General features: G+C 65.5%; 13 protein-coding genes and 1 pseudogene. 7 read left to right on the forward strand and 7 right to left on the reverse strand.

Translation table 11 applies throughout. The features are described 5' to 3' along the window. Position 1: 1 nt before the first annotated feature. From QP457_RS14745 to QP457_RS14765, 5 genes are all read right to left on the reverse strand, one after another. Positions 2-1,330, reverse strand: a complete 1,329-nt coding sequence (locus QP457_RS14745) for an acetylglutamate kinase (RefSeq protein WP_180166388.1) — start codon at positions 1,328-1,330, stop codon at positions 2-4. A gap of 74 nt (positions 1,331-1,404) precedes the next feature. Continuing rightward, positions 1,405-2,493, reverse strand: coding sequence for an acetylornithine deacetylase (locus tag QP457_RS14750; RefSeq protein WP_205404709.1), 1,089 nt, complete (start codon positions 2,491-2,493; stop codon positions 1,405-1,407). Positions 2,494-2,618: 125 nt separating this feature from the next. Then, positions 2,619-3,812 carry an argininosuccinate synthase gene (locus QP457_RS14755; RefSeq protein ID WP_165377653.1) on the reverse strand — a complete coding sequence of 398 codons (1,194 nt, stop codon included), beginning with the start codon at positions 3,810-3,812 and terminating at the stop codon, positions 2,619-2,621. A gap of 57 nt (positions 3,813-3,869) precedes the next feature. Next, positions 3,870-4,880, reverse strand: coding sequence for an N-acetylornithine carbamoyltransferase (locus QP457_RS14760; RefSeq protein ID WP_025876421.1), 1,011 nt, complete (start codon positions 4,878-4,880; stop codon positions 3,870-3,872). A 330-nt stretch (positions 4,881-5,210) separates the two neighbouring features. After that, the gene (locus QP457_RS14765) at positions 5,211-5,774 is read right to left on the reverse strand and encodes a hypothetical protein (protein ID WP_089236226.1); all 564 of its coding nucleotides are present in this window, start codon (positions 5,772-5,774) and stop codon (positions 5,211-5,213) included. Between the two features lie 186 nt (positions 5,775-5,960). Between QP457_RS14765 and cysS the strand changes: the two genes are divergently transcribed. From cysS to QP457_RS14780, 3 genes are read left to right on the forward strand one after another with little or no spacing between them, the layout of a single operon-like run. Further along, positions 5,961-7,337, forward strand: coding sequence for a cysteine--tRNA ligase (cysS, locus tag QP457_RS14770; protein ID WP_180166386.1), 1,377 nt, complete (start codon positions 5,961-5,963; stop codon positions 7,335-7,337). Between the two features lie 54 nt (positions 7,338-7,391). Continuing rightward, positions 7,392-7,844: a SufE family protein gene (locus QP457_RS14775; protein ID WP_099821206.1), complete on the forward strand. Its 453-nt coding sequence runs from the start codon at positions 7,392-7,394 to the stop codon at positions 7,842-7,844. Next, positions 7,841-9,088, forward strand: coding sequence for an MFS transporter (locus QP457_RS14780; protein WP_205404710.1), 1,248 nt, complete (start codon positions 7,841-7,843; stop codon positions 9,086-9,088). The genes QP457_RS14775 and QP457_RS14780 overlap by 4 nt, the downstream gene beginning before the upstream one ends. Before the next feature lie 603 nt (positions 9,089-9,691). On the opposite strand, the gene dksA is transcribed toward QP457_RS14780, so the two are convergent. Beyond that, a complete protein-coding gene (gene dksA / locus QP457_RS14785; RefSeq protein ID WP_180166384.1) occupies positions 9,692-10,912 on the reverse strand; it encodes an RNA polymerase-binding protein DksA in 1,221 nt (406 codons plus the stop codon). A gap of 273 nt (positions 10,913-11,185) precedes the next feature. Here dksA and yidD point away from each other — a divergent pair, with 273 nt between their 5' ends. Genes yidD through QP457_RS14800 form a run of 3 tightly spaced genes read left to right on the forward strand, consistent with a single transcriptional unit; the run spans position 11,186 to position 13,636 of the window. Beyond that, positions 11,186-11,440 carry a membrane protein insertion efficiency factor YidD gene (gene yidD, locus QP457_RS14790; protein ID WP_205404711.1) on the forward strand — a complete coding sequence of 85 codons (255 nt, stop codon included), beginning with the start codon at positions 11,186-11,188 and terminating at the stop codon, positions 11,438-11,440. A 1-nt stretch (position 11,441) separates the two neighbouring features. Then, the gene (locus tag QP457_RS14795) at positions 11,442-12,788 is read left to right on the forward strand and encodes a dihydroorotase (protein WP_205404712.1); all 1,347 of its coding nucleotides are present in this window, start codon (positions 11,442-11,444) and stop codon (positions 12,786-12,788) included. After that, positions 12,788-13,636 (forward strand): M23 family metallopeptidase, encoded by an 849-nt coding sequence (locus QP457_RS14800; RefSeq protein ID WP_205404713.1) that lies wholly within the window; start codon positions 12,788-12,790, stop codon positions 13,634-13,636. The genes QP457_RS14795 and QP457_RS14800 overlap by 1 nt, the downstream gene beginning before the upstream one ends. A 131-nt stretch (positions 13,637-13,767) precedes the next feature. Here the strand turns inward: QP457_RS14800 and QP457_RS21610 are convergent. Beyond that, positions 13,768-13,857 (reverse strand): annotated as a pseudogene (locus QP457_RS21610) (phytoene/squalene synthase family protein); the annotation flags it as partial. 179 nt (positions 13,858-14,036) lie between these two features. Between QP457_RS21610 and QP457_RS14805 the strand changes: the two are divergent. Further along, positions 14,037-15,575 carry a hypothetical protein gene (locus QP457_RS14805; protein WP_205404714.1) on the forward strand — a complete coding sequence of 513 codons (1,539 nt, stop codon included), beginning with the start codon at positions 14,037-14,039 and terminating at the stop codon, positions 15,573-15,575. Positions 15,576-15,599: the final 24 nt, after the last annotated feature.

Genomic DNA, 15,599 nt, shown 5'->3' on the forward strand with positions numbered 1-15,599 from the left:
CTCAGCCCTCCAGGCTCGGTGCGCGCACGGCGCAGTGGTCGACATAGGTCCTGATCCGGTCGATGCCATCAGCACCGTACCAGAACACCTTCCAATGGCCCTGCTTGTAGCAGCCATCGGATTCGGCGTAGTAGAAATGGTTGATCGGATTGCCGTTGCGCGAGCGCCAGAACAGCTGCGGGGTTTCCTCGCGCATCACGTTCCAGACGGCGCGGCCAAGGCCTTCGCCCTGCGCATCGTCGAGCACGGCGAACTTGTCCAGGTACACGCCCTCGGCCTCATCGGTGAGGATCACCGCCGTGCGGTAGTTCTCACTCACATAGGCGCGCAGCAGCGTGGTCTTCTGGAAATAGTCCGCCACCAGGGTACGACCGAAACTGGATTCGATCAGGCCCTTCAGGCGCGGCAGGTCCAGCTCGCTCCAGGCGGTTGCACGCAGCACCTTCTCGCCCTTGCGCACCAGCGTGCCCGAGCCCTTGTGGGTGAACAGTTCCTTGGCCAGGTCGGCGGGCCGGGTGATCGACACCGACGATTCCAGCGGCAGGCGATCCAGCAGCGACTTGATCTGTTCGATCTTCACCTTCATGCCGCCATGGATCCACGGTTGCGCGATCAGGTGGTCGTACTCGGTGGACAGGTTGATCGAATCGATCACGTTGCCCGCTTCGTCCAGCAGGCCGCCGGTACCGGTCAGGAAGATGATCTTGTATGGCTGCAGTTCCTGCACCAGTTCGTTGGCGGCGAAGTCGGCATTGACGTTGAGGATCTGCCCGCCGGCGGTCTCACCGAGGCTGGTGATGACCGGGATCGAGCCGGCACGCAGGCTGGCTTCGATCGGTGCCAGGTTGACCTTCTTCACCTCGCCGACCAGGCCGTAGGTATCCAGGCCCAGGTACTCCGCCTCGAACACGCCACCCGTGATGGACGTGGCGCGCGCGCCGTTCTGCTGCAGGGCTTCGACCAGGCGCAGGTTGGATTGCTGGAACACCCGGCGCACGATCGCCAGCGCTTCCGGCGAGGTCACCCGCAGGCCGTTGACCGTCTGCTTTTCAATGCCGGCGGCCGCCAGTTCCGCATCCAGCTGCGGGCCGGCGCCATGCAGCACGATCGGGGTCAGGCCGACCTCCTGCAGGAACGACAGCGACGAGGTCAGCGCGTCGAGATCGTCGCGCAGCACTGCGCCGCCGACCTTGACCACGGCGAAGCGCTTGGCGTCCAGCTGCGAAAAGCGCTTGAGGTACTGGCTGATCTCCTTCGCGCTGGCCATGCTCGAGAGCAGGCGCACGATGGTCTGGCGGGTCTGACGGTGGGGCTGGAGGGCAGGAGACATTTCGGTTTCGTCACAGGCGGCGGTCGCCGCGTTGCAGTTCCGCCGCGCAGAAGCGCAGCGGCGTTGTAGGTCGATCAGGCGCCGGCGGCGATGATCCGGTGTACGGCGTCGGTGTAGCGCTGCAGCTGCTCCAGCGTCACGAACTCGTCGGCGGTGTGGGCCTGGGCGATGTCGCCCGGGCCGAACACCAGCGTGGTATAGCCAGCGGCCGAGAACAGCGACGCCTCGGTCCAGAAGTCCACCGCGTTGCCGATCGGAATATCCAACGCATCGGCCACGTCGCGCGCCAGCAGGCGGCGGTTCTCGGCTTCGGCGATGTCGCCCGCCGGCAGGCTGGGGCCACGGAAGGTTTCGGTGAACAGTGCCGCTTCCGGTTCGGCGAAACCGGCAAAGGTCGCCAGCAGCGCATCGATATCCATCGACGGCAGCGGCCGGAAGCCGAAGCGCACTTCCGCCGCCGGCGCGATCATGTTGGCCTTGATGCCACCTTCAACGCGCCCGATGTTGAAGCGCAGGCCGGTCAGTCCACCAAAGCGTGCAGAAGCCAGCGATTCGACGTGGTCCAGCGCGCGGTTGCCCCAGCGCATCGCCTGGTGCAGCGCGCTGGCGGCGGCATCCTGCTTGCCCGACGCATGGCCGGCACGGCCGGCGAACTGCATCAGCACCGAGCTGATGCCACGATGCGCGAGCACCGCTTCGCTCATGGTCGGTTCGGCCACCAGCACCGCTTCGTACTTGATGCCCCGGGCCAGGAACGCAGCAATACAGCGCGGATCGTTGGCTTCTTCATCGCTGGAGAACAGGAACGCCGCGTCGCCATCACTGGCATTGGCTGCAGCCACCAGCGCAGCAGCCGCCCCCTTGATGTCACACACACCGAGGCCGACCACGCGGTCGTCCAGGCGGCGCATCACGTGCGGATCGGCACTCCAGTGCGGCGAGTCCGGCACGGTGTCCAGATGCACGTTGAACAGGTACTTCGGCGTACCGCGCACGGCATACAGGCTGACCGCGCCAGCGCCATGGTCGATCACCTCGACATTGAACCCGGGCAGGTTGTCGCGCAGGTAGTCGAAGATGCCGCCGGTGGTGATCGCACGCGGCGGGTTGCGCGTGTCGAAGGACACCAGTGCCTGCAGGTGATCGAGCGTCTGTTCAAGCATGAATCAAAGATCCTTCAGTACAACGTGTACCGGCTGGAGGAGAGCCCCCTTGATGTTCAAGGGGGCGCGCCAACGGCGCGGGGATTAGGTGAAATGCGCGGGAGACGCGCGCGCAATTCAATCGCTCAGCGATTGACTTGCGCGTAAAGCGTCGAGCTCATGCCGAACAGCTTGATGAAGCCTTCCGCTTCTTCCACGCCCCAGTCGGCCGACTGCGCATAGGTGGCGCCCTTGGTGTTGAGCAGGTGCGGCGACTTCACCGCCACGGCGTCGACGCGACCGCCACGGGTTTCCAGCACCACTTCGCCGTTGACCTTGGCCTGCGAGGATTTCAGGAAGGCTTCGATGTCGGTCTTCAGCGGGTCGTGGTAGAAGCCTTCGTACACCAGCTCCACCCACTTGCGCGCCACGTCCGGCTTGAAGCGGTTCTGCTGCTTGGTCAGCACCGCATCTTCAAGCGCACGGTGCGCGGCCAGCAGCGAGACCAGGCCCGGTGCCTCGAACACGATGCGGCCCTTCAGGCCGATCACGGTGTCGCCGGTGTACACGCCACGGCCGACGCCGTAGGGGGCAAACAGCTTGTTGAGCTGGGCCAGGATCTGCTCACCCGGCAGGGCCTTGCCGTTGAGCTCCACGGCTTCGCCTTCGACAAACTTCAGGGTGACGGTCAGCGGTGCTTCCGGCCATTCGCTGCGCGGTGCGCACCAGCCACGGGCGCCCTCGCCCGGTGCTTCCCAACGATCGATCTCGCCGCCGGACATGGTCAGGCCCAGCAGGTTCTCGTTGATGGTGTAGGCCTGCTGCTTGGCGCGCACGCCGAAGCCACGCTCTTCCAGGTACTTCTGCTCGTAGGCGCGGGTCTGGGTGTGTTCCTTCTGGATCTCGCGGATCGGCGCGATGATCTGATAGTCACCCAGGGCCTTCACTGCCAGGTCGAAACGCACCTGGTCGTTGCCCATGCCGGTGCAGCCGTGGGCGATGATGTTGGTGCCCAGTTCGGCGGCGCGCTTGAGCGCGGCATCGACGATCAGGTAACGGTCCGACACCAGCAGCGGGTACTGGCCCTGGTAGCCTTCACCGGCCCACACGAACGGCTTGACGAAGCCGGACCAGATGGCCGGACCGCCATCGACGGTCTGGTGGCTGGTGACACCCAGTTCGGCGGCACGCTTCTCGATGAAATCGCGCTCTTCGTCATCCACACCGCCGGTATCGGCGAACACGGTATGCACGTTGTAGCCGCGCTCCTGCAGGTACGGCACGCAGAAGCTGGTATCAAGGCCGCCGGAGAAGGCGAGAACGACGTCTTTGTTGCTCATGGGGGTATGTCCTGGTAGCGCCGGGCCATGCCCGGCGGAAATGTTCGAATGGAGAAATCAGCGCCCGGCAACAGCGGCCATGATCGCCTTCTGCACATGCAGGCGATTCTCGGCCTCGTTGATGGCGATGCACTGCGGCGAATCCATCACGCCGTCGGTCGCCTTGACGTTGCGGCGCAGCGGCAGGCAGTGGCTGAACACACCGTTGTTGGTCAGCGCCATCTTCCGCTCATCCACGATGAAGTGCTTGAACTGGTCGCGGATCGGCTTCTCCGGTTCCCAGTTGCCGAAGAACGGCAGCGCGCCCCAGCTCTTGGCATAGACCACGTCGGCACCGGCATAGGCGCTGTCGATGTCATGGCTGATCTTCAGCGAACCACCGCTCTCGGCCACGTTCTGCTCGGCCCAGCCCATGTAGCGCTCGTCGAGGATGTAGTCGGCGGTCGGGCACAGCAGCGTCACGTCCATGCCCATGCGGGTGGCGATGGTCAGCGCCGAGTTGGCCACCGCGGTGTTCAGCGGCTTGGGATGGTAGGTCCAGGTCAGCACATACTTCTTGCCGCGCAGGTCCTGGGTACCGAAATGCTCCTGCAGGGCCATCACGTGCGCCAGCTCCTGGCACGGGTGGGTGATGGTCTCCATGTTGATCACCGGCACCGGCGAGTACCTGGCGAAACTCTCCAGCACGACGTCCTGGCGGTCGTAGGCCCAGTCGACGAACTTCGGGAACGCACGCACGGCGATGATGTCGCAGTAACGGCCGAGCACCTTGGCCACTTCAGCGATGTGCTCTTCGGTATCGCCGTCCATCACCGTGCCGAGGTTGAACTCGATCGGCCATGCATCCTTGCCCGGCTGCAGCACCACTGCGTGGGCACCGAGCTGGAACGCGCCCAGCTCGAAACTGGTGCGGGTACGCATGGACGGATTGAAGAACACCAGCGCGATCGACTTGCCCTTGAGCTGGTCGCCGAGCTTGTTGCGCTTGAACAGCGCAGCCTGGGTCAGCAGCGCGTCAAGTTCGCTGCGGCTCCAGTCCTGGGTGTTCAGGAAGTGCTTGGGGGACATCATCATTCCTTGCATGAGCGGCGCCGGTGGCCGACGCGGTGGAAGGTGGAAGGGAAAACCGGGAACCAAGGTGATACGAAAAGGTTGCAGATGAAGCTTTTCAGAACGCGGAAACGAAAAAACCCAGCCGGCGGGCTGGGTTTTTTTCGGACGAACAGCAGAAAGCTCCGGATTACCCAGCGAGAATGTGGGGTTCCGGTCGACGGGCACGCGACGTCATGCCAGTGGCCTGGCGGGCGGCGCTGCTGTCGTGCTGGAAGTCGGTGAGCTTCATTGGTCGGCAATCTTTACATGCGGCCGAGGCCGGCGCAAGAGGCCGGCGTCGCAGAATCAGGGGGTACCAGCGGCAGCCTGCTCGGGGCCTACCCACGGGGTGATCGAAACCCGGATCTTCAGCCGGTTGCCAGGGTCCTCCGGCAGCCGTGAACGGTACTTGGTGCCCTTGTAGACATAGTCCACGTCGTAGGCGATGGGGCGGCGGAACTCACGCCCGACAGGCACGATGCGACAGTCACGGGTCAGCATCGGACCGGTATTGGCCGGCGCCGGGGCGGGGGTTTCCGCCGGAAGCTCCTCCAGCGTCTCCTCGTCGCTGCGCTTGAACATCGAGCGCACCGAATCCCACAGGCGGCCGATGCGGCCCTTGTCCTCGACCGGCTCCTCGCCGGTGACGTTGACCGGGGCCAGGGTGCGGGTCGAGACCGGCTCGCAGTGCTCCTCGGTACGGGTTGCGCGCAGGGTCTGGAACACCGGCTCCACGTTGAGCACCTGAGCGTAGTCGAACTTCACGTTCTCCACGATCACCACCCGGTTGCGGGGCTCGGCCTCCTGGGCCAGGACCACGGCGGGCAGCGCCGACAGGCAGGCCAGGGTCAGCAACGCGGTGGTTTTCATTGGCGATGGGAGCAGGGACACGGCAATAGTGTAGGCAGTGGTGACCGCAAGGGGCTGAACATTACCCGTCCGCGTCGTTCCTGCCCACCCCACCCACCCGCCGGTGACGTCCACCGGTGGCAATGGTCCCCCCAAAGGGGCCCGACACGTTCTAAAATCACAGGCTTGTCCCCCAGTCACAGACCCATGACCCTGCGCCTGCACAACAACCTGACTCGCCAGCTCGAACCGTTCACCCCGCTCGACCCGGCCTGTCCGACCCTGTATGTGTGCGGCCCGACGGTCTACAACTACGTGCACATCGGCAATGCCCGTGGACCGGTGGTGTTCGGGGTGCTGGCCGACCTGCTGCGGCGGCGCTTCGGTGCCCTGCGCTATGCCCGCAACATCACCGACGTGGACGACAAGATCAACACCGCCGCACGCGAGCAGGGGGTGCCGATCAGCACCATCACCGACCGTTTCGCCGCGGCCTACCGTGAAGACATGGCCGCGCTGGGCGTAGTGCCGCCGGACATCGAGCCGGAAGTGACCGCGCACATGGCGCAGATCATCACCATGATCGAGCAGCTGGTCAGCAGCGGGCATGCTTACGCTGCCGAGGGCCATGTGCTGTTCGCCGTCGGCAGTTTCGAGGGCTACGGCAAGCTGTCGCGCCGCGATCCGGACGAAATGCTGGCCGGCGCCCGTGTCGAGGTTGCTCCCTACAAGCGCGCGCCCGGCGACTTCGTACTGTGGAAGCCGTCCGGCGACGACCTGCCCGGCTGGGAATCGCCGTGGGGCCGCGGCCGTCCGGGCTGGCATATCGAATGCTCGGCGATGGCCGCCGCACACCTGGGCGAGACCATCGACATCCATGCCGGTGGCGTCGACCTGCAGTTCCCGCACCACGAAAACGAGATCGCGCAGAGCGAGTGCGCGCACGGCGGCAAGGTGTTCGCGCGCTTCTGGCTGCACAACGGCATGCTCAACTTCGGCGGCGCCAAGATGAGCAAGTCGATCGGCAACATCGAGCGCGTCCACGACCTGGTGCGTAAACACGCCCCCGAGGCACTGCGCCTGGCCTTGCTGTCGGCCCACTACCGGCAGCCGCTGGACTGGTCCGACGCGCTGATCGAACAGTCCGGGCGCACCCTCGACCGCCTGTACGGCACGCTGCGCGAGCTGGCCGATGTGGCCGCCACGGCAGTGATCCCGGCAGACATCGAAGCAGCATTGGATGACGATCTCAATACGCCGCAGGCGCTGGCCGAAGTGGCCCGTATCGCCGGCGAAGCGCGCCGCGCCACCGATCCCGGCGAACGCGCACGCTTGAAGAGCGAACTGCTCGGCGCCGGCCTCGCCCTGGGCCTGCTGCAGGCCGACCCGGCGCAATGGTTCGGCAACGCCGCTGGCGACAGCGACGACGACGCGCGCATCCAGGGCTTGATCGACGAACGCGCGGCGGCCAAGCAGGCGCGCGACTTCGCCCGTTCCGACGCCATCCGCGACCAGCTGGCCGCCGAGGGCATCGTGCTGGAAGACACCCCGCAGGGCGTGCGCTGGTCGCGCAAGCGCGGCTGACCTGCCCTGCCCCGTGGCCGGCCCGCCGGCCACGCTCCCACTGTAGAGACTGTTGTGATCGACTCCCCATTCCCGCTTGAACCCACTGCCGCCGAGGCACAAACGGCCATCGCCGAGGAATTCGGTTTCTTCGGCGACTGGTCCGAGCGCTACCAGTACCTGATCGACCTCGGCCGCAAGCTGCCCGCCTTCCCGGAAGCATGGAAGACCGAAGAGCACCGCCTGCTCGGTTGCCAGTCGATGGTCTGGATCGTGCCGGAAGGCAATGCGCAGTCGCTGCGTTTCCACGCCATCAGTGATTCGGCCATCGTCTCCGGCCTGATCTTCCTGGCGCTGCGCGTGTACTCCGGGCGCACCGCGCAGGAGATCCTGGCCACCGAACCCAGCTATATCCAGGATATCGGCCTGTCCCGCCACCTGTCGCCGACGCGCAGCAACGGCGTGGCGGCGATGCTGGCCTTCATCCGTGAGACCGCGCAGGCCCAGCTGCAGCGCGATCCGTCGTGAGCGAACCTGCCACGGCCGAAGACACCGCGCTGGGCCTGCTGTCCCGGCCCGGTTTCGCCCGGCTGCTGGCGTACCGCATCTTCGCGATGCTGTCCTACCAGGTAGTCGCGGTCACCGTCGGTTGGCACATCTACGAAGTCACCCGCAATCCGTTCTCGCTGGGCCTGATCGGCCTGGCCGAGGTGCTGCCGTTCTTCTGTGTGGCCCCGTTTGCCGGTTATCTGGTGGATCATCTGCCGCGCCGCAAGCTGGGCATGGTCGCCTGTTCCGGACTGATCGCCACCGCGCTGGTGCTGACCAGCGTAGCCAAGGGCTGGCTGCCGGTTGACGGCGTGTGGCCGATCTATGCAGCCATCGCCCTGACCGGCATGGTCCGCGCCTTCCTGTCGCCGATCTACAACGCCCTGTTCGCCCGCGTGCTGCCACGTGAACATTTCGCCCGTGGCGCCGGCCTGGGCGCCGTGGTGTTCCAGACCGGCATGATCGCCGGCCCGGCACTGGGTGGGGTGCTGGTCGGCTTCGGTGGCAAGGGCCTGTCCTATGCGGTGGCCACGGCCTTCGCGCTGGTGGCGATGGGCTGCCTGGCCACGCTGAAAGTGGAAGAACCGGTGCATGCCGGCCCGGCCGCCCCGATCTTCAAGAGCATCGCCGAAGGCGCCCGCTTCGTGGTTGGCAACCGGATCATGGTCGGCGCCATGGCGCTGGACATGTTCTCGGTGCTGCTGGGCGGCGTGGTGGCGATGCTGCCGGCGTTCCTGCACGAGATCCTGCACCACGGCCCGGAGGGACTGGGCATCCTGCGCGCGGCCCCGGCGCTGGGTTCGGTGTGCGTCGGCCTGTGGCTGGCGCGCCACCCCCTGCACCGCAACGCCGGTCGCGTGCTGCTGTTCGCCGTGGCCGGCTTCGGCCTGTGCGTGATCGGCTTCGGCCTGTCCCAGCACTTCTGGCTGTCGGCGTTGATCCTGCTGTTCTACGGCGCCTTCGACGGCGTGTCGGTGGTGATCCGCTCCACCATCCTGCAGCTGGCCACGCCGGAAGAGATGCGCGGCCGGGTATCGTCGATCAACGGCATCTTCATCAGCTCGTCCAACGAACTGGGCGCGTTCTATGCCGGCACGATGGCCAAGGTGCTGGGGCTGGTACCGGCGGTGGTGCTGGGCGGATTCGCGGTGCTGAGCGTGGCCGGGATCACCGCGTGGAAGAACCCGACGCTGCGGAAATTGAATCTGCGCGATCTGCAGTAGCGTCGGCTCGTCGTTTCCGCGACAGCGGGTTTACGTGCGCCGACGCACTGGTAGCGCCGGGCCATGCCCGGCGGCCCTTTTCCGCGACCGCGGCGGGAACGCGCCGCCATCCGCGAGCCGGCGCTGCGCACCGGTGCCCTGCGCTCCTCGGTGAATCAGGGGACGGCGCCGAACTCGCTGCGCTCAAACAGCGGCGCCTCTTCGCCCCTGATTCCCCTGCGGTGCTCGGCTCACTACAAGGCGGACCCAACAGCCGCGAGCGCACGCATGACCGCTCCTGGTAGAGCCAAGCCATGCCTGGCTGCTCTTGCTCTTGCTCTTCCCTGCCATCCGGCTTCGGCCTGAGCCGAGCATGGGCTCGGCTCTACAGAGGCTGCGCGCGCAGGGAAGCGTCGAGAGCCTGCGGGTGGGTGCGGGCAGGACCGTCCGCGGCATGGATGCCGCGGCCGAGCTTACAGGGATGTACTTGCAGCGTGTCCTGCCCGGACCCACCCGCAGGCTCACCCCGATACCCGGAAGGCGCCGCCCTACGCAGCCAACTCGAACCCAACAAAAAACCCGGCCGAAGCCGGGCTTTTCGCATGACATCACAACGAACCGGAATCAGTCGCCCTGCTGCTTCTGCAGGTGCTCCCAACGCTCCTGGGCGTCGATGGTGCGCTCGGCGGTCAGGCGCGCTTCGAGGCGCTCCAGGCCGATTTCTTCACCGGTGTCCACGCAGTACCCGTAATCGCCCGCTTCCAGGCGCTTGAGGGTGCTGTCGATCTTGCCGATCAGCTTGCGGTAACGGTCACGGGTGCGCAGTTCCAGCGAGTTCTCGGTCTCGCGGGTCGCGCGCTCGGCTTCATCGCCGATGTCACGCACTTCCTCACGCAGGTTCTCGATGGTCTGCTTGGACTCTTCCACCAGGTCGGCGCGCCAGTTCTGCAGGCGCTGGCGGAAGTACTCCTGCTGCAGCGGGCTCATGTACTCCTCGTCCGAGGCCGGCTTGTAGCCTGCGGGCAGGATCGGGCGGCCAGTGGCCTCGTCGGTCTTGTATTCGACGACCTTGTACTTGCTGCGCGGCGCAGGTGCCGACGAACGGGCGGCGACGGCCACGGCAACCTTGCCCACGGGGCGGGTCACGGTCTTCGGAGCGGAATCGGATTTCACGGCGGTTTTAGCAGGCGATTTCGAAACGGGCACGGGATTCTTGGATTGCGGGGCGGTCGATGCTGCAGAAGCGGCGGCCGGGGCCGGCTTGGAGGCCGGTTTGGCTGCTGCCACTGCCGCGGTCTTGGCCGGGACAGACTTGGCCGGGGCCGGCTTCGCAGCTGGCTTCGGTGCGGACTTCACTACAGGGGCCGGCGTCGGCTTGGCAGCCGGCGGGGCGACATTCTTGGCAGTCTTGGCGGCAGGTGCCGGCTTGGCAGGCGCCACCTTCTTTGCTGCCGGCTTCGCAGCAGGCGCGGCGGCAACCTTCTTCACCACCGCCTTCGGCGCTGGCTTGGCTGCTGCCTTCTTCGGTGCCGGCTTGGCAGCGGCCTTCTTCACCGGCGCAGCCTTGCTGGCAACCTTCTTCACCGCCGGTGCCTTCTTGCTGGCAGCGACAGGTTTGGCCTTGACCGGCGCAGCGGGTTTCTTCGCCACTGCCGGCTTGCCGGACTTGGCCGGCGCTTTCTTTGCGGTGGCCTTCCTGGCCGCCGGTTGTGAGGATGCCGCCTTGGTCACCGGCTTGCTGGCCGGCTTCTTGGCAACGGGCTTGGCCGCCAACTTCTTCACAACAGGCTTGGCGGTTTTCTTGGCGGCCTTGACGGCCTTCTTTGCAGTTTTTTTAGCAGCCACGAAACGCTCTTCCTTGGATTCCCCGGGGCCCGGGAAAGCGGGCCTTTATAGCCTACCCGACCCGCAGCAGCAACCTTGGGGGCCCGCTCCATTCAGTCCAGGAGTCAACGGGTCCAAGGTGCGGTCCGACGAACACGGACCGCCTTGCGCGGTACGGAACCTGTCCGGCACCTGGAGGGGTGCCGATAGCGGTCGCAGGCCATCTACGACATGCGACCAACGGCCCATCCTGCACAAATGCGGCCTTCATGCCAACTGGCTTAAGATGACTGAGTGATCTCGCGCCTGCTCATCGCCCTGCTGCGCTTCTACAAGCGCTTCATCAGCCCGCTGCTGGGGCCTCGCTGCCGTTTCGTGCCGAGCTGCTCTGAATACGCCATGGACGCCATCTCCCGGCACGGCCCGCTGCGCGGCAGCTGGCTGGCCGCGCGACGGCTGGGCCGCTGCCATCCGTTCCATCCCGGCGGCTTCGATCCAGTACCCGAATCTCCCGACGCCCATTCTTGCCGTTGCACAGGAAAACACTGACATGTCCTCCACGCTCATCACCAACGCCCGCCTGGTCAACGAAGGCCGCACCTTCGAAGGCGACCTGCGCATCGAGAACGACCGCATCGCGCAGATCGGCAAAGGGTTGACCCCGCGTGATGGCGAACAGGTGGTGGATGCGGCCGGGCGCTGGCTGCTGCCCGGGATGATCGACGACCAGGTGCACTTCCGCGAACCAGGCCTGACCCACAAGGGCGACATCGCCAGCGAGTCGGCCGCGGCCGTGGCCGGTGGCCTGACCAGCTTCATGGACATGCCCAACACCAACCCGCCGACGCTCGACTCGACCATCCTCGAAGCCAAGTACGAGCTGGCACGCGGCCGTGCCTGGGCCAACTACGGCTTCTACCACGGCGCCAGCAACGACAACCTGGACGCCATCCGCGCGCTCGACCCGAAGAAGGCGCCGGGCGTGAAGGTGTTCATGGGTGCGTCCACCGGCAACATGCTGGTCGACAACCCGGAAACCCTGGACGCGATCTTCCGCGAGTGCCCGACCCCGATCATCACGCACTGCGAAGACACGCCGATGATCGATGCCAACCTGAAGGCCTTCCAGGAAAAATACGGCGACGCGCTGACCCCGGAGATGCACCCGGACATCCGTTCGCGCGAAGCCTGCATCAAGTCGACGCGGCTGGCCATGTCGCTGGCGCGCAAGCACGGCACCCGCCTGCACGTGCTGCACATCTCCACCGCCGACGAACTGGCGCTGTTCGAGAAGGGCCCGCTGATCCGCGCCGACGGCAGCCGCAAGCAGATCACCGCCGAGACCTGCGTGCATTTCCTGCACTTCGCCCGCCCGGACTACGCCACCAAGGGCAACCTGATCAAGTGCAATCCGGCGATCAAGGACGTGGCCGATCGCGAGGCGATCACCGCCGCATTGGCTGACGACGTGCTGGATGTCCTGGCCACCGACCACGCCCCGCATACCTGGGAAGAGAAGCAGAAGCCCTATGCGCAGGCGCCGTCCGGCCTGCCGCTGGTGCAGTACGCGCTGGTCGCCGCACTGGAACGCGTGCACGAAGGCAAGCTGACCCGCGAGCAGGTGGTGCAGAAATTCGCCCATGCTCCCGCCCAGTTGTTCGACGTGGAAGAGCGTGGTTTCCTGCGCGAAGGCTACTTCGCCGACCTGGTGCTGGTGGAAGACGTCCCGTTCACGGTCAAGCGCGAGGACGTGCTGTCCAAGTGCGGCTGGTCGCCGTTCGAAGGCACCACGTTCCAATCGCGCATCGCCTCCACCTGGGTCAACGGCCAGCTGGTGTGGGACGGCAGCAAGCTGGTGGGTCAGCCCGCCGGCCAGCGCATGACCTACGACCGCTGATGCGTTCGGCACTCATGTTCGGGGCGCTGCTGCTGGCGACGCCCCTGTTCACCGCACCGACGGCACAGGCGCAGGACGGCATCGGCGACCTGATCGACAGCCGCGTGGTGTTCCCGGCCAGTGCGTCGCAGGGCGCGCTGGTGATCGGCAAGGTTCCCGCCGGCAGCAGCGTGCGCTACGCAGGCCGCGAGCTGCGCGTGAGCAGCTATGGCAGCGTGGTGTTCGGCATCGGTCGCGATGAGAAGGGACCGCTGCAGGTACAGATCCGCCGACCGGATGGCGGCAGCGAGACGGCCACCATCACGGTGACCCCGCGCGACTGGCCCACCGAGCGGGTCAACGGCGTGCCGCCGAAGACGGTCAATCCGCCGCCGGCCATCGCCGAGCGGATCAAGCGCGAGCAGGCGCAGGTCGCCGCGGCGCGCGCGCGCGACGACAACCGCACCGATTTCACCCAGACCTTCATCTGGCCGGTGCAGGGTCGCATCAGCGGCCGCTTCGGCAATGCGCGCGTGTACAACGGCCAGCCGGGTGCCGGTCACTCCGGCATGGACATCGCGGTGCCGACCGGCACCCCGGTGAAAGCACCGGCCGCTGGTGTAGTGACGTTCGCAGGCCCGGATCTGTACCTGACCGGCGGCACCTTGCTGCTCGATCACGGCTTCGGGGTCAGTTCGAACTTCCTGCACCTGTCGCGCATCGACGTGAAGGTCGGTGATCGCGTCGAACAGGGCCAGGTGATCGCCGCCGTCGGCGCCACCGGTCGCGCTACCGGCCCGCATCTGCACTGGGGCATGAACTGGTTCGACACCCGCATCGACCCGTTGCTGGTGCTGGAACGGAAATAACGCCCATCGCCCGTTGCGGTGGTGGGCCGCTGCCGTAGAGCCGAGCCCACGCTCGGCTCTACAGACAGCATGCAATCAACCCTGCAGGGGGTAGCGCCGGGCCATGCCCGGCGAGCGCAGCGGCCGAGGGCTCAGCCGCGCGCGGCCCACCACACGCGCAGCAACGTGCGCACCGGCGTCGCTTCAATCGGCTTGCCTGCGGCCTGCGCCGCCAGGCGGGCGCAGCAGCTGGAGATTGACGTAATCGGCCAATCGAGCGATCAGGGACGTATCGCCAGCGCCCCTGTAAGCTATTGATATCTATAAAATCCCCGATTGATGAACAGCGAAGTGGGCGAGCAAATTGTCGGCATGAACGCTCTCCTCCTACCTTTGGGCGTTTCCCACAGGGTGCCTATCCATGCCCAAGGCCGGAGACATCTTCGCAAGCTTCAATCAACGCCTTGAAGCCTTTGTCGCGTTCCAGCTCACGCCTCGGGAGTCAGGCGGTTCTTGGCCTGTCTTAACCCTGGACTGGAGCGGCCCGGCGTTGCCCACCAAGTCAGAAATCAACGCCATGCGCCCCGCTGAGTTCACCTATCCGACCCTGCTGAAAAGACCCGCTCCCTATCAACACGTGGTCGCATGGTCTGGCGCCATGCCTCGCAGCTACCAGCACGTGGGCTGGCGCGAACCAATGATTCTGGACGCTCCAAGGATGTTCAGTAGATGGCCCGACGGAACCGCCATTGTTCATCAACGCGCATGGGATGCGCATGATTCGAAGATGATGCAGGCCTACCTGGCGTGCCAACAGGAGCCGGATCAGACGGTGCTTCTCCAAGGCGAGGAGTGGGCGGTAACCCGTAGTGCCAAACGCGTGGACAGCCAAGCCTTATCTATCGCCGAATCATTTGAAGTATTCGACCAACTCCCCATGTTGGAATTCATTCGCATCACTCAATCGCATGACGGCCTCTTCCGCTGGCTTCGCACACGCTCATTGATCACAAGGATGCAGATCTCAGGGCAGAAGGATCCAGTTCTCGATCTGCGAGGAACCCATCTCCGCAACCTCGAGCTGGACGTTGCCGGCCTGAAGGATGTCCGTCTCAACAGCTCCCTTGAGCACCTCACCATTACAGGCACCTGCGACCCTTCGCTCGTCATCAGCTGTGAGTGCAACGGTCGTAATCTGATCGTCAACGCGACAGATCCAACTCTCACGTGGGAAGGTCTGCCCGAACTTGGAGGACTGGAACTCTGGGAGGTGGACGGCTTCGATCCTGATCTTGTGGTTGCGCGGTTCCCTGAACTGACCGCGCTGGCTGTAGCTGGGCGCATCTGCCGCACTTCGACGCTGCTTCCATTGGGCAGACTGTCACGCCTTCAGTTCCTTTCACTTACGGAAGTCTTTCCCGAGCAGGCCGAATTTCCCTCACCAGCCTGCTGGCCACAACTGACCCTGCTCAGGCTCCACAGTGTCCCTGATGCGATCGCGAAGGCAGTCAAGAAGTCCTTCAAGTCGTTGGCTCCGGACGAGCTCGACCTTGATGTCCGCCGCCCACGCAAACCCGAATGGCTGGCGGCCAACATGGACAACCCGTTCCGTGACTGGGAGGGCAGATCAGGCATCAGCACCAGTCAAGCAAAGAAGGCGGCCACGCTCTATCGGAATGCGCGAAGTAGCGCACTGGATCGTGCTACTCAACTGGCTGGGCAGCCTGCAGCGCTGACGGAAACACTGACGCAGATCGCAACAAACTACATCGATGGATTCAACGCGATGGACCGCCGCGCGCAGATCATCGAAACCGTTGAACGCGAGGAGATCCTGGATGCCTTGGCCACCGTCATCGGCGCAGTGGAGAGTGTGCGGCAGACGCAGCTGGGGGCTGATGTTGTCCCGCTGGACCGACGGCCGATCCTCGTTTCGGTCGAGGCGCTGCGGGAGTTCTGAGCGTGATCGGGCAGCGGGTATTCA

This window comes from Stenotrophomonas sp. As-7 (assembly GCF_030291015.1).
Taxonomy (GTDB): Bacteria; Pseudomonadota; Gammaproteobacteria; order Xanthomonadales; family Xanthomonadaceae; genus Stenotrophomonas; species Stenotrophomonas lactitubi.